An 18,884-nucleotide genomic window follows, 5' to 3' on the forward strand; every position below is an offset into this window, starting at 1 on the left:
TACCGTGACGGGAATGGGGTGTCCGGCGCGAAAAAGACTGTCCTCGAACTGTCAAGTCTTTCGCGGTTCACCCGGCGCTGTCGTCGGCGAGGGGCAGTACCAGCCTCGGCAGGGTGCCGCGCCCGGTCTCCCGGGACCGGACGCGGATGTCGTCGTGGATCTGCTGCTCCACACCGGACGGCAGCTCCTCGCGGGCCAGCTCGGCCAACCGGGGCCGAAGCTGGGCGAAGTTCTCCTGAGCGGCTGCGGAGACGAGGATCCGCGCGAGAGTCCGGGGCAGCCCCGGGACCCGGCGCAGCACCTCCTGCTGGACGTCGAGCGGGCTCCAGCGGAAGAGCATGCGCAGGGGCGAACGCAGCTTGTTGGCCAGCGCGTTCTCCTGCTTCTCCGACAGCTGGGCTTCGGCGGCGGCCGCGATGCGCAGCAGCACTTCGACCGCGGAGCCCGGCTCTCCCTGCCGCGCGAACCTCGTGATCAGCGTGCCGAGGACCGCGAAGCTGTCGACATCGGCGGGCGCGGCCCCCGCGGCGGTGAACACTTCGTCGAGGTCCAGCCCGGCCGTCGAACCACCCCGGCAGGTCAGCCTCAGCCAAGCGGAGCGGGCGATCCTGGCGACGTGCCCGGCCCGCGCCCCACCCGGTCCGGTCACGGCGGCGGACGCCGGATCCACTTCGAACAGCTGCCGCAGCATCCCGTCGACCGCACCGAACCCGGCCTTCCCGTCCAGTGCCACGTCGACGGCGAGTTCGAGGACGTTGCCGCGGGCCGCCGGCACGGCGGTCGCCCGGAAGCGTGCGGCGAGCATCGGCGGGTCCGGGGCGCCGGCCGCGCCGGCCCGGTAGAGGCGACGCCAGAGGCTGGCCGCCTCCTTCTGCTTCGTCCCGCTGCCGGCGAACAGCAGCTCGACGAGTTCACCGAGCGTCGCGGAGTAGCGGCGGAGCTCCGCGGCCAGTTCGCCGTCCAGGTCGTGGACGACCTCCGCCAACGGCTGCGCGGCCTGCCGGCGCACCGAGAGCTCGACGAGCAGCCGGAGCAGGTCCGGGAAGCGGCCGAGGTGGGGCACGAGGTCGTAGCTGACGTTCTGCCGTCCGATCGGCGAGAGCACGCCGGCGTCGGCTTTCACGCGCTCGAGCGCAGCTCGGGCGATGGGATGGCCGCCGACGGCGGCCGGGATCAGCAGGACCACCAGGCCGTCGTCGTCGAGCCAGTCGGCCACGCGCCCGGCGGGCCGAACGCCGTCGAGCAGCATCGCCAGCTGCCGGGGCTCGAGCTTGGCGTCCCGGAGCGCCTGCCGTGCGGCGTGCGCCAGCCGTTGCGAGCCCTCGACCAGGTTGTTCCCCGGCGCGGGAAGGCCGTTGAGCAGCTCGGTGATCATCGGGACGGCGGCCGTGGCCGGGGCACTGCCACCGGCCGCGGCGCGCAGCAGCGGCAGGAAGAGCCAGCCGAGCGCGAACGGGGCCGCTCCGCCGAGACCGTGCAGCCGCGCCATCGTCCTCGTGACGAGCTCCCGGTCGAGCGCACCCGTCGTGATGAGCTCGGCCATCGCCTGCAGCTGTGCGTCGGCGAGGACGTCCCGGCTGTCCCGTTCCAGGCGCGCGCAGACGTCCTCGAGCGTCGTCGTCCACCAGTCGTCCGGGCTCGGCGCGCGCTCGTCGAGCCGGGTCCGCCACTCGAGAGCCTCGATGCGCCCGAGGGCTCGCCGCATCTCCGAAGCCGCCGCGTCGTAATCTTCCTGCGAACGCACGATCCGGCCCCGGATCGCCGACGCGGTGGCGGGCGATCCCAGCACCGGCCAGTTTTCGGCGACGAGTTCGACAACGCGGCAAGGCACGGCGCGGTGCGTCTTCCGGTCGATCGTGGCGTCGAACAGCGCGAGCAGTTCCTCTCCCGCCCACGCGGGGTTCGCCGGTGCGGCGGCGACCAGCACCCGGGCGAGCAGCAACACCATCGCGGCGGGATCGTTCTTCCAGGCCAGCACCACCGCGACGCAGTCCAGCCGGCGCACCGCCGCGACGACGAGGGCCGGGCTGCGCGCGCTCAGGCGTTCCAGGGCTTCCAGCACCGACTTGCGCACGGACTCGTCCCGTCGCCAGACCCGTTCCAGCATCGCGATCTGCAGACCGGCGTCCGCCTTGGCCACCGTCGGTATCGTCTGCGCGTAACGCCGGAGGGCAGCGGTGTCGGCGATCTCGATCAGCCGCTCGGTGGTGTCGGCGAGTGTGGGCCGGTGCGCGAGAACGCCGAGCGCGATCCGCTGCAGCAGCGGCACGCCGGCCTCCGCCAGGCCGGCCAGGATCCCCGCAGCGGCGTCCGCGCAGAGCGGGTCGTCGACCGCGAGGATCAGGGCCTGCTCGGCCACCGCGCCGACGAACAGATCGTCCGCGTGCTCCCGGAGGTGGCCGGTGAGGAAGTCCAGCGCGCGTACGCCGTCCCGCGCCAGCAGGCCTCGGGAGGCCGCGTACTCGAACATCGTCTGGTGGAAGAACCGGACGGCGTCACCGGACCGGGCCAGCACCCCGCGGTGCGCGAGGGTGGTGACCTCGGCTCGGACGATCGACCGGTCGGCTTCGCCCCGAGGGTCCCGGCCGGCCGCCACCGCGGCGGCCGAGCGGACCAGCGACAGCTCGCCGAGTTCGACCAGTCCGGCCGCGAGCAGCGCGATCCCGGCGTTCTCGGCCGTCGAGGAGAGATCCGCACCGTCCGCGACCGCGAGCTCCCCCCGTCGGTCCGTGTGGACCCGGCGCTCCCAGTAGGTCTCGTACAGGCTGGACACATCGTGTTCCAGCACCGGGAAGTCCGGGGTGTACAGCTCGAACAACAGGCGCAGCTTCAACGGGTTCACCACGACCTCGCGGACGGTCAAGCCGCGAGCGGACGCGCGGACGATCGTGTCGACCTTCTCCTCGAGGGAACCGGGCGGTGCGTCCGGGCAGAAGACCGCCACGTGCGCGGCTACGGCGGCCGGCAGTTCTTCGTCGTCGTAGGGCCCGAGGGTGACGGTGCGGAACGCCGCTCCCGGCAGTGTCCGCGCCTCCTCCGGGCGACAGGTGACGACGAGTTCGGCGCCCGCGCCGGCGATCGCGTCACAGAGGTCGAGGAAGTCCTGGCGCTGCCGCTCGTCGTGGAGGAGCAGGTCCACCGTGTCGACGAGGTACACGGGAACGTGGCCGTGGGAGCGCGCCGGCTCCGCGGCCGCGACCAGCGTGTCGATCGTGATCCGCGGCTGCTGCCCGGCACCGGAGGTCAGCCAGGAAGAGTCGAACAGGTAGGCGTCGACGCCCGTGCCGGCGGTGAATTCCGCGTACAACGCCCACAGGAGGCTGCTCTTCCCCTCGCCGGCCGCCCCCTGGACGAGCACGGGCTTGTCGTAAGCACCGTCGCGGAGCAGCGCTACGACCCGGGAGTGCTCGGTTCTCCGCACGTGGAGCCCGGTGCTGAGCCGGTGGCGATCACCGTCGAGACCCTGCCCCGCCGCGACGTCGAGTTCGGTCGCCAGCCGGCCGGAAAGCAGGCGCAGGCTGCGCGCCGCGGACAGGCCGGCCGCCGCCGCGAGCTCGCCCGCCTTCAGCCGTGCCCGCACCTGCGCGGCGTTCGGGTCGCCGAGCTCGTCGAAGATTTCGAGCGCCTCGAGGTACTTGAGCCGCGCTTCGCCGTCGTTCGGGTCCTGGGCGAGCACGTCGCCCAGACCCAGCAGCGTGAAGGCGAGCCCGTACCGGTCGACCACGCGGCGAGCCGCTTCCGCCACCCGGAACGCGGCCACGGCTTCGTCGCGCTCCCCCAGCCTCGCGAGCACGCCCGCCAGGTTGTTGACCGCCCACGCGCGACCGTGGTCGTCACCCAGGTCTTCGAACGTGGCCACGGACTGCCGGGCCTGCTCCAACGCCGACGGCAGGTCGTCCAACGCCAGGTGCAGACCACCCAGGAGGTTCGCGGCCTTGGCTCGGCCGTGGTGCAGCCCGGTCGACTCGAACAGCGAGAGCGCGGTGGTGGCGCACTGCAGCGCGGGTCCGAGTTCTCCGGCCTCGCGGTGGGCCTGGGCGAGGTGCAGGTGCGCCTGCGCCTCCCCGGCCGCGTCCCCCGACTCTTGGAAAGCCGTCAACGCCTCACGGAGGGACCGGAAAGCGTCGTCGGTGCGCCGTCGTTCCCGGTAGGCGACCCCGAGCCCGTCGCACAACCAGGCCACGGCTTCGCGTTCGCCGGACGCCCGCGCGGCCCGCAGGCCCACTTCCTGGACCTCGATCCAGGTGGCCCACGGTTTGCGGCTGAAGAAGTACGCCGACGGCGCGAGCGCCAGCCGCCACGTCAGCTCCCGTTCGTCGTGCTCCCAGGCGGCGCGCGTCACCGCGGCGAGGTTCACGAGTTCGGTCCGGAACCACGTCTCCGCGGCGGCGGCATCCCCCGGCTCGTCCGGCTCGTCCGGTAGAGGCCCGGAACCCGGAATCCGCGGGCGCCAGGCGTCGAGGACCCGATCATGGGCCTCGGCGGTCTCGCGGAACCAGCCGAGCACGCGGCGCAGCGCGGCGTACCGTTCTTCGGCGGGTTCATCCCGACCGGCGCACTCCGCCGCGTAGGTCCGGACGAGGTCGTGGAACCGATAACGGCCGGGTCCCGCCGGTTCCAGGAGATGCGCGTCGAGCAACGTCCGGATGCCCGCCCGGTCGCCCGCGAGCACGCCGGCGACCGCGCGCGAAAGCGTCGGCCCCGGGTAGGTGCCCAGCAGCCGGAACGTCTTCCGCGCATCGGCCGGCAACGCGTCGTAGGAAAGCTTGAAGGCGGCCGCCACCGACGCCGCGGAATCGTTCGCCTCGCTCAAGGTGCCGAGCAGCTCGGCTTCGAGTTCGGCGATGAAGTCCGCGAACTCGTCGGGCGAAGAACCCTCGACCCGCGCGGCCGCGATGCACAGGGCAAGCGGGTGGTACCCGCAGAGCCGGGCCAGCTCCGCCACCAGCGGGCCGGCGGTGTCGTCCGCGGCGGTGTGGAGCAGGGTGATCGCGTCACCGGGCGGCAACACGTCGAGCGCGAGCCGATGCGCCCCCACCTGGCCCACCAGGCTCGGCATCTCCGATCGGCTCGTCGCCAGCACGCCGCACGTCGACGACCCGGGAACCAGGGGACGGACCTGGCCGGCGTTCCGCGCGTTGTCCAGCACCACGAGGTACCGGCGGCCGTGCAGGCAGGACCGGTAGCGCCGCACCGCGCCGTCGAGGTCCTTGGGGATCGACGATTCCGGCACGCCGAGATCGCGCAGGAGCCCGCAGAGCACCTCGGCCGGATCGGCCGGCGGCCCGGCCGGATCGAAACCCCGGAGGTCGGTGTAGAGGACACCGTCGGGGAACCGGTCGGCGACCACGCGCGCGCACCGCGCGACGAGCGCGGTCTTGCCGATCCCCGCCGCGCCGGTGACCAGCGCGATCTTCGGCGTCTCGTCGTCGCCCGAAAGGATCGCGTCGAGCTCGGCCAGTTCCCTCTCACGCCCGGTGAAACGCGCGTGCGCGGGCGGGAGCTGCCGGGGAGGCACCATCGCCGGCTGCCGGTCGTGGATGTGGAGGGTGCCGATCGAGCCGGCCTGCACCACGGTGCCCGCGGTCCCGGAGACTTCGTTCCGCACCGACGGGGACGGCAGGCCGGCTACCGGAACGAGGGCCGCCCGGCCTTCGGCGACGGCGGGAAGACGCCGGCTCGGCTGCGACCACGCGAGCCCGAGGGTCGTCGCGATGAGGGCGCACTCGATCCCCAGCCCGCGACCCGAGGCACCCAGTTCGGCGAGGTGTCCTCGCAGCTCGGAGAGGGCATCCTTCGCCAACCCGAGCCGGACGTCCTTCGCCGGATCGCTCGCGTCCGCGTCGGCGGTCAGCTTCCCGACCTGACGGAGGGCGACCATCAGATCGTCGACCTGCTGACGCAGCTCGGTTCTCGACCGCAGGGTGTACTCGCCGTCGCCGACGTACAAGGTGACGCACTTCCGCTCCTCGCTCACCGCGAGCACCGGCTTGCCGGTCTCCTTCGCGTACCGCGCGGAGGCGACGTGCCGCGTCCCCCCGGCGGTCACGGCGCTCATCGAGCGCGGCCGCAGGAACGCGCGTTCCCGGAGCACCAAGGTCAGATCCGCGGTGACCACGGTGGCGCCGTCGTTGAGCGCGGCGCGCCCGATCTCCTCCGCGGTGAGCGCGGTGCCGACCCGGTGCCCGCCTTCGAGAAGGGGGTCATCCTGTTCGTCGTACCCCACCACGACGATCGTCCCGCGTCCCTGTTCCCGGACGAACTCGATGCCGTCACGCAGCAGAGTCCCGAAGGCGAGCACAGCACGCAGCTCCGCGGGCGGCTCCTCGCTGGTGGTCACGTCACCTCCGAGCCGACTGCGGGTGGCCGGATTCTATGCCACGATCCACCGGGTCATCGAGTCTGCTCGCCGCCCACGCAACGGCCGTCGGCCATCAGCGGAATCCACTCGTGGAACCGGACGCGGACGACAGCGCAAGCCCGTACCGGGCACCATCCGAAGGGACTTACGGGCAAACTTCGATCACCTCTCGTCATCGCCCGACGGTGTGGTGTTAACTGCCTGGACAGACAGGAAGCGTTTCCCGACCTCGGTCGCGACGGCACGACGCAGTACCGGTTCGCCCGCCCCGCCTGGAAAGGCCGTCCTCGATGCGAGTGTCCGCGCCGCTTTCGTCCGGTCAACAGCGACTTTGGACCGTTTCCCAGCTCGACGGGGCCGGCCCCGCCTACAACGAGACCATGGCCTTCGCCCTGCGGGGTCCCCTTGACCGTGACGCGCTGCAGCGGGCGTTCGACGCTCTCGCCGACCGGCACGAAGCCCTGCGCACCCGGATCGTGGTCGACGACGGCCGGCCCGTGCAGGTCGTCGAACCCGCCGGACACGGGCTTCCCTGCCCCGTCACCGACGTCGCCGGGCGGCCGGGCGAAGCGGCCGAGCTGCGGCGGAGCGACCCGTTCGAGCCGTTCGACCTCGCGCGGGCTCCGCTGGCCAGGGCCCGGCTGCTCGCCGACGGCGACGAGCACCACGTCCTGCTGATCACCGTTCACCACGTCGTCTTCGACGGCTGGTCCCGCACCCTCCTGCTGCGCGAGCTGGGTGTCCTCTACGCCGCTCAGCTGAGCGGCACCGCCGCGGACCTCCCACCCGCGTGCCCCTACCGGGAACACGCCCACGCGCAGCAGGATTGGCTGGCCGGCGAAGGCCCGGCGCCGCACGAGACGTACTGGCGGGACCGGCTCGACGGCGTGCCGCCCGTGCTGGAGCTGCCCGCCGACCGGCCGCGCCCGGTCCGCCAGGACTTCCGCGGCGCGCGGGTGCCGGTCTCCCTCGGCCCGGACCTCACGGCGAGGCTCAAGGCGGTGGCGAGCGAACACGGCGTCACGCTGTACTCCACCATCCTGGCCTGCTGGTTCATCCTGTTGTCCCGGCTTTCCGCGCAGTCTGACATCGTTGTCGGCGTTCCCACCGCCAACCGCGGCGCCGGCGGCGAGCACCCCGGCACGATCGGCTTCTTCGTCAACACCTTGGCCGTGCGCGCCGAACTGACCGCCGCCGGCACCGGCGCCGTGCTGCTCAAGCAGGTCCGCGCCGCCCTGCGGGGCGCCATCGACCACGCCGAGCTGCCGTTCGAACGGGTCGTCGAGCTGGTCAACCCGCCGCGCAGCCCGGCGCACACCCCGCTCTTCCAGACGATGTTCGCCTGGGTGCCGACGCTGCACGACGTCCTGACGCTGCCGGGCGTGGCCGTCGAACCCCTCGAAGCCGAGTACGCGCCCGCGAAGTTCGACCTCGCGCTCAACCTCGCCGACGAGAACGGCGACGTCTTCGGGCACCTCGACTACGCCGTCGCCCTCTTCGACCGCGACACCGCCGAGCGGTACGGCCGGTACCTCGTCCGGCTGCTGGACCAGCTGGCCACGCGTCCCGAAGCGGACCTCACGAGCTACGAGCTGCTGGACGCCGCCGAGCGCCACGAGATCCTCCGCGCGTGGAGCACCGGTCCGCGCCCGCGCCGGCGCCCGGGCGGGCTGGTCGACCGGTTCACCGCCCACGCCGACGCCACCCCGGACGCCCCCGCGCTCGTCTGCGACGACCGGACCCTCACCTACGGTCAGCTGGACCGCCGAGCCACGAAGCTGGCGAACGCCCTGCGCCGGCGCGGGGCCGGGCGCGGCCGGGTCGTTGCGATCCACAGTGGACGGTCGGCCGAGCTGGTGGTCGCGGTCCTCGGCGTGCTGAAGACCGGCGCCGCCTACCTCCCGCTCGACCCGGCCCAGCCGGCCGCCCGGCGAGCGGCGATGGTCGAGGACGCGCGCCCGGTGCTGGTCCTCGGCGACGACGTCGGCGACCTCGAGGCCGAAGGCGACGAGACCCGGAGACCGATCGCGCCCGAGCGCGGCGACACGGCTTACGTGATCTACACGTCGGGGTCGACCGGGCGCCCGAAGGGGGTCGCCGTCACCCACCACAGCGTTCTCGCCCTCTTCGACCAATGGCTGGACCGCTTCGGCGCGACATCCGGCGAAGCGACGTCGGCGTGGTCGAGCATCGGGTTCGACGCCTCGGTGCACGAACTGCTGCTCCCCCTGACCACCGGCGCCGTGCTGCACGTCGTGCCCGAGGACGTCCGGCCCGACCCGGCCGCGCTGATGGCGTGGCTGCGGGACCACCGCATCGTGCAGGCGTTCCTGCCGCCCGCGTACGTCCGGTGGATCGACGAGGACCCGGCGCGCGTGCACGGGCTCGCCCTGCGGCAGGTCCTCACCGGTGTCGAACCACTCCCGGAGGCCGCGCTCGCCCGGTTCGCCGCGGCCCTGCCCGGTCTCCGGATCTGCTTCGGCTACGGACCGACGGAAGCCACGCTCTACGCCACCGCTCACTTCGACCCGCTGCCGGTGGACCGGCCGGCCCCGATCGGACGGCCGCTGCCCGGATCGCGGCTGTACCTGCTGGACGAGCGGTTCCGCCCGGTGCCGCCGGGGGTGGTCGGCGAGGTCTTCCTGGCCGGCGACTGCCTGGCCCGCGGCTACCTGCACCGGCCGGGCCTGACCGCCGAGCGGTTCGTGGCGGACCCGTTCGTGCCCGGCGAGCGCATGTACCGCACCGGGGACCTGGCCCGGTGGCGGCCCGGCGGCGACGCCGAGTACGCCGGCCGCCGCGACGACCAGATCAAGCTGCGCGGCTTCCGCATCGAGCCCGGCGAGGTGACGGCCGCGCTCCTGGCCGTCTCCGGCGTCCGGGAGGCCGCGGTGCTGGTGGACCGCGAAGGCGAGCCCCGGCTCCTCGCCGGTGTCGCGGGCGGTGGCGGCCGGACCCCGCACGAATGGCGGGCCGCGCTGGCCGGCCGGCTGCCGGACTACATGATCCCGTCCGTGTTCGCCGAGTTCGACCGCTTGCCGTCGAGCCGCAGCGGCAAGCTCGACCGCGACGCCGTGCTGGCCCACGCCCGGGCGAGCGCGCCCGCCGCCGTCAACACCGCCGCCCCGCGCGACCAGGTCGAGCTGGCCCTGCTGCGCCTCTGGCAGGACCTGTTGCTGCAGCCCGGGATCGGCGTCTCGGACGACTTCTTCGACGTCGGCGGCACGTCGATTTCGGCGATCAAGCTGGCCCACGCCATCGGTGCGGAGTTCGGCCGCGAGCTGCCGATCCGGGACGTCATCCTGCACCCGACGATCGAGGCGCAGGCCGCGCTGCTGCGCGCGGACCGGCCGCCGGACGGGGGCAGCCTGATCGAGTTCCGCCGCGGCACCGGCGGGGTCCGCGTCGTGTGCGTGCACCCGGCGGGCGGGACCGCGTTCTGCTACCTGCCGCTCAGCGCCCTGCTGCCCGAAGACGCCGGGGTCGTCGGGATCCAGTCCCCCGGGCTCAACCCCGGCGAAGAGCCGCTGCCGACCGTCGAGGCGATGGCCGAGGAGTACCTGCGGCTCGTCGATCCGCGTCCGGACGAGACCCTCGTCCTTTGTGGACTGTCCTATGGCGGTCTGGTCGCCTACGAAATGGGCAGGCGGCTGGCCGGGCGGCACCCACGGGTGAGCGTCGTCCTGCTCGACACCACCGCCACCGACGACCCGGCCGCGCGGGCGGCCATCGGTCCGGTTCCGGCGGCCGAGTTCCGCGAGAAGCTGGTGCGGTTCAACGGGATGTACCCCGGGATCGAGGACGCGCAGATCGAGCGCTACCACCGGACGTACAACCACAACCGGCTGACCGCGCGCGAGCACGACCCGGGCGAGACGGCGGCGCGGGTGGTGTTCGTGCAGGCGGTCGGCGAGGACACCGTCCCCGGCACCGCGGAGTTCTGGCGCCGCAGAGCACGCGGCGAGTTCGAGGTGGTCCCCGCGGACTGCGGGCACTGGGACATGCTGGAAAGCGACGCCCTGCCGCTGGTGGCCAAGCTCATCACCGCCGAGCTGGCGGCCCGATGACGTCGATCGCGCGCCGCATCCACGATCGCGCGCTGCGGCATCCGGACGCCATCGCCGTGTCCGACGGCGACCGTCGCCTCACCTACGCCGGGCTGAACGCGGGCGCGGCCACGGTCGCGGAAGCGTTGTCCCGCCGAGGAATCCACCCGGGGGACGCGGTCGCCGTCGCCTTGCCGCGGTCCGCGGAGCTGGTGCAGGTGATGCTGGGCGTCCTGCGGCTGGGCGGCCAGGTCGTGCCCCTGGACCGGCAGAGCCCGCCCGCGCGCCGCGACGTCATCCTCGCCGACGCGGGCGCGGCCACCGTCGTCAGCGACGAACTGCCCGGCGTCACACCGGCCGAACTCCTGGCCGAGCCGGCCGAGGCCGGTCCGCCCGCCGAACCGGCGCCGGCGTCGTTCCTCTTCTCCACCTCGGGCACGACCGGGCGACCCAAGGGCGTCGAGGTCCGCGACGCCGGGATCCTGCGCCTCGCCGAACCCGGCTGGCTCGACATCGGCGCGCGCTTCGCCTGCCTGGCCAACCCGGCGTTCGACGCGATCAGCTTCGAGGTGTGGGTGCCGCTGCTGACCGGCGGTACGTGCGTGGTCCTCGACGACGACACCGTCCGCGACCCGCAGGCCTTCGCCGACGCCCTGGTCCGCGAGCGCATCGACACGATGTTCGTGACCGCGACGCTGTTCAACGCCGTCGCCGAGACCGTGCCGGGCAGCTTCGCCACCGTGCGCCGGGTCGTCATCGGCGGCGAGCAGCTCAACGCCCCGCTGATCCGACGCTGGTACCACGCCAACCCGGAGTCGCCGACCCGGCTGCAGAACGGCTACGGCCCGACCGAAACGACGACGTTCGCGCTCAGCTACGCCATCCCGCGCGGCTTCGACGGCGACGTCGTGCCGATCGGGCGGCCGCTCCCGGGCACCGGCGCGGTCGCGGTGACGCCGGACGAGCGCGTGGCCGCCGAAGGCGAGGTCGCCGAGCTGTACCTCTCGGGGGCCGGGGTCGCCCTCGGCTACCGCGGCCTGCCCGCGGAGACCGGGCGGCGGTTCGTCCGGCTGCCGTGGCTGGACGAGGGCCGCGCGCGGTTCTACCGCACCGGCGACCTGGTCCGCGTGCTGCCGGGCGGCCGGTTCGCCTACGTCGGGCGCACCGACCGGCAGGTCAAGGTCCGCGGGTTCCGGATCGAGCCGGGCGAGCTGGAGCAACGGCTCCTCGCGCACCCGGAGATCCGGCAGGTGCACGTGGCCGTGCGCCGCGCGGCCACCGCCGAACTGCTCGCCTTCGTCGTCGCGGGCGAGCTGTCCTTCGACGCGTTCGAAGCGCACCTGGCCGAAACCGTGCCCGCCTACATGCGGCCGCACCACGTGTTCCGCGTCGGCGAGCTGCCCCGGAACGCGAACGGGAAGGTCGACGAAGCCGCGCTCCTGGCCGGCGGGTCCGCGCCGTGGCGGCCGGACACCGGCGGCGAGGCGACCGCGTGGGAGCGCGAAGTCCTGGCCGTCGTCACGGAGACTCTCGACGTCCCGGATCTTCATCCCGGCGACACGTGGCTGCGGTCCGGCGGCGACTCGCTCAAGGCGCTGCGGCTGCGGTTCGCGCTCCGGGAACGCTGGGGTGCGGACCTCGCGCCGTCGGTCGTGCAGCGCGGGACCTTCGCCGATCTCGCCGCGGCGGTCTCGGGGGCGGGTGGGGCGGCCTACCCGGAGCCGGGCGCACCGACCACCGCGACCACCGCCCCCGCCACCAGTGAACAACAGCGGCTTTGGCTGCTGCAGCAACGGCATCCGGCGTCGACGGCCTACCACGTGCCGCTCGCGTTCCGGGTCGCCGGCGCACCCGACGTCGACGCGCTGCGCCGAGCTGTGCAGGCTCTCGTGGAGCGGCACCCCGCGCTGCGCACGGCGTTCGAGGCCACCCCCGACGGCCTGCGGCAGGTGGCGAAACCGGCGTACGACCCGTGGACCGAGCCTTCCGACGACTTCTTCACCGCGCCGTTCGACCTCGCGTCGGGACGGCTGCTGCGCGCGGCCTGGCGGCCCGACGGCACCTTTTTGCTGTGCCTGCACCACATCGCGGTCGACGGCTGGTCGCTCAACATCCTGTTCCGGGAGCTGTCCGGCGCCGCGCCACGGGACGCGCACACACCGTTCGACTTCGCCACGTGGCAGTCCCGCTGGTTCGCCTCCCCCGGCTACCGCGCCCAGCTGACCGAGCGGTCCGACGACGCCGAGCCGCTCGGCGAAGCATCCCTGGCCGGACGGCTGCACACGACTCGCATCGACCGCGAGCGCGTCGACGAATGGGCCGCCGAGCTGGGCCTCACCCGGTTTCAGCTCCTCCTGGGCGTGTTCGCCTGGAGCCTGTACGCGGTGACCGGGCGGACCCGGCCGCGGATCGCCGCGCCGGTGGCGAACCGGCCGGTGCGGGAGTTCGAGGACAGCGTCGGCATGTTCGCCAACACCGTGCGGCTGCCGCTGACCGTGGACCCGGACGAAGACCTGGACACCCAGCTCCGGCGGCTCGGCACGGCGGCGGGGGCAGCCCTGGACCACCAGGATGTCGCCTTCGCCGACCTCGACCCCGGCTACGCGGCCTTCGATTACCTGTTCGTGCTGGAGAACACCGACTTCGAGGCGCTGCGGCTCCCCGGCTGCCCGGTCAGTCCACAGTGGATCGAGGCGGGCGAGGCGAAGTGCGCGCTCACGCTGTCGGTGGTGGAACGGCCGGACGGCTTCGACTGCCTGTGGGAGTACGGCGAAGGCCACTTCACCGAAGCCGAGGCGACGGCCCTCGGCGAAGTCTTCGACCGGACCTTGCACGGCGACGCCCGGACTCCGGACCGCCACGACCACGGCCGTGGCGCCGTGGCCGAGCTGACGTGGGAGACCGTGGCCGAAGGCTTCGCGCGGCAGGTCGCGCGGACACCCGATGCCCCGGCGCTGATCGGTGGCACGACGCTGACCTACGCCGAACTGGACGCGCACGCGGCCCGGCTCGCCGCCACCCTGCCCGAGGACGCCACCGACATCGCCCTGTACTTCCGGCCGTCGGCCGAGCACGTCGTCGCGCTCCTCGCGCTGGCCCGGCGGAACATCACCGCCGTGCCCCTGGATCCGGCGTACCCGCCGGAGCTGGTGCGCGCCATGCTCGACCGCGTCCGGCCTCGCTGCGTCCTGCTCGCCCCCGGCGAATCCTTCGAGACCGGCTTCGAGCAGCGGATCGTCAGGCTGACCGAGGGCCCGGTACCGGGCGTCGCCGCACGGCACGCCGGACGGCCGCTCTACACGTTGTTCACCTCGGGTTCGACCGGCGCGCCCAAGGGCGTGCGCGTCCCGGATCGCACCCTGGCCAACCTGGTCCAGTGGCAGGACCTCCCGCCCGCGGCGACGCAGCAGTTCTCGATGCTCTCGTTCGACGTGTCGTTCCAGGAGATCTTCACGACCCTCTGCGGCGGCGGACGGCTGCACCTGGTCCGCCCGGAATGGCGCCACGACGTCCCGGCGCTGCTCGCGCAGCTGGAAACCGCGTCGATCGAACGGATCTTCCTGCCGTACGTGGCCCTGCAGCTGCTCGCGGAGCACGGCGTCCGGCTCGGCCGGTACCCCTCGCGGCTGCGCGACGTGATCACCGCCGGCGAGCAGCTGGTGTGCACGCCGTCGATCCGCCGCTGGTTCGCCGGGCTGCCCGGCGCGCGCCTGCACAACCACTACGGCCCGACCGAAACCCACGTCGTCAGCGCCCTGACCCTCGACGGCGATCCCGCGGAGTGGCCCGAGCGCCCGGCCATCGGCCGGCCGGTGGCGAACGCGGTCCTGCGGGTCACCGACGCGTCGGGCACTCCCGTGCCACCCGGGCAGGTCGGCGAGCTGCTGATCGGCGGTCTCGCGGCGAACCGCTGCTACCTCGGTGACGCGGCCGACGACAAGTTCGCCGAGCTGCCGGAGCTGTACTACCGCAGCGGCGACCTCGCGCACTTCGACCGCGCCGGCCTGCTGCACTTCGACGGCCGCGCCGACCGGCAGGTCAAGCTCAGCGGGCACCGCCTCGAACTCGGGCAGGTGGAAGCGGCGCTGCTGCGGCACCCGGACGTCGTCAACGCGGTCGTCACGGCCGAAGACGGGCGGCTGACGGCGGTCCTGGAGTGCGGCCGGACGCCGTCGGCGGCGGAGCTGGCGGACCACCTCGGGCCGCTGCTGCCGCCGCACGCGCGGGTCGACCGCTTCCGCGTCGTGGCCGCCCTGCCGCGCACGCCCAGCGGGAAGCTCGACCGCGACGCCGCGGCCGGCACGCCGGGCACGGAGCTGCACCGGACGTCGGTGGCTCCGTCGGGCGAGCTGGCCGCGCTGTTCGAGGAGGTGGCGGGGGCGCCGATCGGCCCGGACGAGCCGTTCTTCGCCGCCGGCGCCACCAGCCTCACGCTGATGCGGTTCCACCTGCGCTGCGCGGAAGCGGGCTACCGGTTCACCGTGGCCGACCTCTTCGAGCACGTCACCCTCCGGGACCTGACGCGGCACCTCGACCACGGTCCAGCCGCGGCCTCGATGCCTTCGCAGGGCGTGAGCGACGAACCGGTGGCGGTCGTCGGCATGGCGGTGCGGCTGCCCGGCGCCCCGGATCTGGCCGCGTTCTGGGACCTGGTCGTCTCCGGGCGCCGGGGGATCGAGGAGTTCCCGGCCGCCGAGGGCCTGGTCGGCGCGCGCAGTCTCCTGGAGCGGCCCCTGGCGTTCGATCCGGAGCACTTCGGGATCAGCCACCGCGACGCGGCCCTGATGGATCCCCAGCAGCGGCAGCTGCTGATGGCCTGCGTCGAAGCCCTCGCCCACGCCGGGCTCACCACGTCCGGTGGCCGGGTCGGGCTCATCGCGGGCTGCGGCGAGAACACGTACTTCCAGCAGCTGCTGCGCGAAGCCGACCCGGCCGCGCTGCCGGACGGCTTCCAGCTGGCCCTGCACCACGAAAAGGACTTCCTGGCCACGAAGGTCGCCTACCACCTCGACCTGACCGGTCCCGCGCTGACGACCCAGACGGCGTGCTCGAGTTCGCTGGTCGCCGTCCACCAGGCCGCCGCGATGCTGCGCGGCGGCGAGGCGGACGTGATGCTGGCGGGCGGGGTGCTCGTCGACGTGACGCTGGCCGAGGGCTACCGGTACCGGCCGCAGCACATCTTCTCGGCCGACGGGCACTGCCGCCCGTTCAGCGACGACGCGGACGGCACGGTGGGCGCCAGCGGCGTCGGTGTCGTCGTGCTGAAGCCGCTGAGCGCGGCCCGCCGCGACGGCGACACGGTGTACTCGGTGATCACGGGCTCGGCGCTGACCAACGACGGCGCGGTGAAGCAGGGCTACAGCGCCCCCTCCCCGGCCGGGCAGCGGGCGGCGATCCGGGCGGCCCTGCGCCGGGCGGGGCGGTCCGGCGCGGACGTCGGATACGTGGAGACGCACGGGACCGGCACGCGCCTGGGCGACCCGATCGAGGTCGCGGCGCTGCGCGAGGCGATGCCCGAAGCGTCGGCGTGCGCGTTGTCGTCGGTGAAGAGCCAGCTCGGCCACCTGGGCGCGGCCGCCGGGGTGGTGGGCCTGATCCGCGCGACCCTGGCCGTCCACCACGGCGTGCTCCCGCCGACGGTGGACTTCCGCGCCCCCAACCCGGCCCTGGACCTGGGCCCGTTCCGGGTGCCGACGCGGGCCGAGCCGTGGCCGGCGGGACCGCGGGTGGCCGGGGTGAGCAGCTTCGGCATCGGCGGCACGAACGCGCACGTGGTGCTGGAGCAGGTCCGCCCGGTGCCGGTGCCACGCCCGGAGCCCGTGCGGTGCCTGGTGCTTTCGGCTCGCAGCGCCGCGGCGTTGCGGATCGAGGCCACCCGGGTGGCTTCCTACCTGACGGCGCACCCGGAGTCCTATGTGGACGTTCTCCGGCACCTGCAGTCGGGCCGCCCACCGGGCCGCTGGCGCCTGGCCGCCGCCTGCGAGGACGCGGCCACAGCGGTCTCCTGGCTGCACACAGCCGAGCCCCAAGCGGCACTTTCACGACCAGCGCAAGCGGCACTTTCACGTGAAAGTGCCGCTTGGGCGGCTGCCGCGTGGCTGGCCGGGGCGTCCGTCGACTGGGGTCGGTCCGCCGCTCCCGCGCCGTGGGACTTCCCGCCGCCCGCCTTCGCCGCCCGGGACTTCGACTTCCCGCGGCGCGCCGACGTCGCGCGGCGGCCCGAAGGCGAGTGGCTGCACCAGCCGGTCTGGGTCCGGCTGCGCCGGGCCGCGAAAGCTCGGCCCACCGGCCGGGTCCTCGTCATCTCCGGTACGGGGCCGCTGACCGCTCCCGCGCTCGACGCCGCCTACCCCCGCGTCGTCCGGGTCCACGCCGCCGCGCACCTCGCCCGCCTGGGCCCCGACACCTTCGAAGCCGACCCCGCCGACACCGCCCAGCTCCGCCAGGTCCTCGACACGCTGGCCCCGGCGGACATCGACTGGCTCCACACCCTGCCCCTCACCATCACCGGGCCGGTCGCCGAAGAGTCACTCGCCCAGGCGAAACGGGCCTGCCTCGACGCTCCCGCCGCGCTGCTGCGCGCCGGCCACGACCGTCCACTGAGGACTTGGTGGGTGTCCGCCGGGGCCGCGCCCGCGAACACCACCGTCACGCGCCCCGAAGCCGGGCTGCTCGCCGGGGTGACCGCCGTCGGCCCGCAGGAAAGCGGCGTCCCCGGCCACTGGGCCGACCTCCCCACCCCGGACCTGGACCCGCTCGCCGACCTGCTCACCGGCCCGACCCCGCCCGGGCGCGTCGCGCTCCGGAACGGGTTCTGGTGGGTCCAGGACACCGCCGCGGTCACCGACGGCGAACCGGTCACCGCCGACGGCGCCCACCTGATCCTCGGCGGCACCGGCGGCCTCGGCACCGCCATCGCCGAAGAACTGCTGACCCGCACCACCGGCCGCGTCATCCTGCTGGCACGCCACCCCTTCCTGCCCGAGGCGCTCAAGCCGTGGGCGGACCGCGTCGACCTCCTCGCCGCCGACGTCACCACCGTCACCGCCGGCGAGATCACCACTCCCCTGGCCGGGATCGTGCACGCGGCCGGGAACCCGGACGGTGGCCTGATCGCCACCCGCGGCGAAGGCACCCAGTCGGTCAAGCTCGCCGGCGCCCTCCTCACCGAACAGCTCATCGAACGCCACCGGCCCGCCTACGTCGTCTACTGCTCGTCCCTGTCGGCTCAGTTCGGCGGCACCGGCCAGCTGGACTACGCCGCCGCCAACGGGTTCCTCGACGCGCTCGCCCACCTCGACGGCCCGACCGCCCGGCTCGCCATCGGCTGGGACGTCTGGCGCGACAGCGGCATGGCCGTCACTGCGCTGGACACCGACGCGCGCCACCAGGCGCACCTGGCCGTCGGCCTCACCGACGACGAGGGCCGCCGCACCTTCGCCCGCGCGCTCGGGTCGGGCCTGCCCCAGCTGCTGGTCGCGACGACCGGCCTCGACACCGCCCGCACGTTCCACGAACGCGACACCACGCCCCCGGCCGCACCGACGTCCGTGGCCGGCGCGGACCTGGCCGAGGAGGTGCGCGCCCTCCTGGGCATCGCCGAACTCGACCCGGATGTGCCGCTGTACGACCTGGGTGCCGACTCCCTGACCCTGCTGGACGTCGTCGACTCGGTGAAACGGCTCTACGGTGTCGACCTCGACCTCGCCTGGCTCGGCCCGGAGGTGACGATGACCGCGTTGCTGGCCAAGCTCTCCGAAGCCGCCGACACCGGCGAAGTCGTCGTGCAGGTCTGGCGCGAAGGAACGACGCAAGAGGCCGTGTGTCTCGTGCACCCCGTCGGCGGGGACGTGCACGCCTACCGGCCGCTCGTCGAAGCCCTCGACCCCGCACTCGGCGTGTGCGTGATCGCCGACCCCGCGCTCGGCCGGCCGGAACCGCCCGGGTGGTCCGTCGCGGACCGGGCCCGCCGCTACCACGCGGCCCTGCGGGCGAAACGGCCCGGCCGCACCTGGCAGCTGGCCGGGTGGTCGTTCGGCGCCTGGGTCGCCGCGGGCATGGCCGCCGAGGCCGAGACCGCCGGGCAGCCGGTGCGGGCGCTGCACCTGATCGACCCGCCGCCGCCCGGCGCGAGCGCGGCGGACTACAGCGACGCCCAGCTGGCCGCGGTGTTCGAGCGCGAGCTGGGTGCTTCCGGCGGCGCCGCGGGCGAGCACGCCCGGCGGCTGGCGAGCGCGTGCCGCGCGAACCTGCGCAGCATGGCCGGGCACGAACTGCCCCGCCTGACCACGACACCCAGCCACGTCTGGCTGGCCGGCGAACCCGAGCCCGGCCTGCCGGTGGCCGATCGTCGCGGCTGGCGCGCCCTGCTGCCCGAGCCGAGCCACTGGCACGCCCTGCCCGCCACCCACTACGGCATCGTGCGCGCCCCGCACGTCACCGCGGTGGCCGCGGCCATCGGACTGTGAGACCCACGG

General features: G+C 73.9%; 3 protein-coding genes. 2 read left to right on the top strand and 1 reads right to left on the bottom strand.

Annotation, left to right across the window (positions count from 1 at the left end):
• Window positions 1-67: 67 nt before the first annotated feature.
• Entirely contained in the window at window positions 68-6,340 is a 6,273-nt protein-coding gene (locus AB0F15_RS16780; protein ID WP_360270792.1) for a tetratricopeptide repeat protein, read from the bottom strand.
• A 311-nt stretch (window positions 6,341-6,651) separates the two neighbouring features.
• Between AB0F15_RS16780 and AB0F15_RS16785 the strand changes: the two genes are divergently transcribed.
• A complete protein-coding gene (locus AB0F15_RS16785) occupies window positions 6,652-10,428 on the top strand; it encodes an amino acid adenylation domain-containing protein (protein WP_360270794.1) in 3,777 nt (1,258 codons plus the stop codon).
• Window positions 10,425-18,875, top strand: coding sequence for an amino acid adenylation domain-containing protein (locus AB0F15_RS16790; protein ID WP_360270796.1), 8,451 nt, complete (start codon window positions 10,425-10,427; stop codon window positions 18,873-18,875). The genes AB0F15_RS16785 and AB0F15_RS16790 overlap by 4 nt, the downstream gene beginning before the upstream one ends.
• Window positions 18,876-18,884 lie beyond the last annotated feature (9 nt).

It is taken from the genome of Amycolatopsis sp. NPDC026612 (assembly GCF_040638285.1).
In the GTDB taxonomy this organism is placed as follows: Bacteria; Actinomycetota; Actinomycetes; order Mycobacteriales; family Pseudonocardiaceae; genus Amycolatopsis.

Excerpts from the sequence above, each read along its gene's own strand:
- AB0F15_RS16785 (WP_360270794.1), top strand. The coding sequence starts at position 6,652 with ATGCGAGTGTCCGCGCCGCTTTCGTCCGGTCAACAGCGACTTTGGACC.
- AB0F15_RS16790 (WP_360270796.1), top strand. The coding sequence starts at position 10,425 with ATGACGTCGATCGCGCGCCGCATCCACGATCGCGCGCTGCGGCATCCG.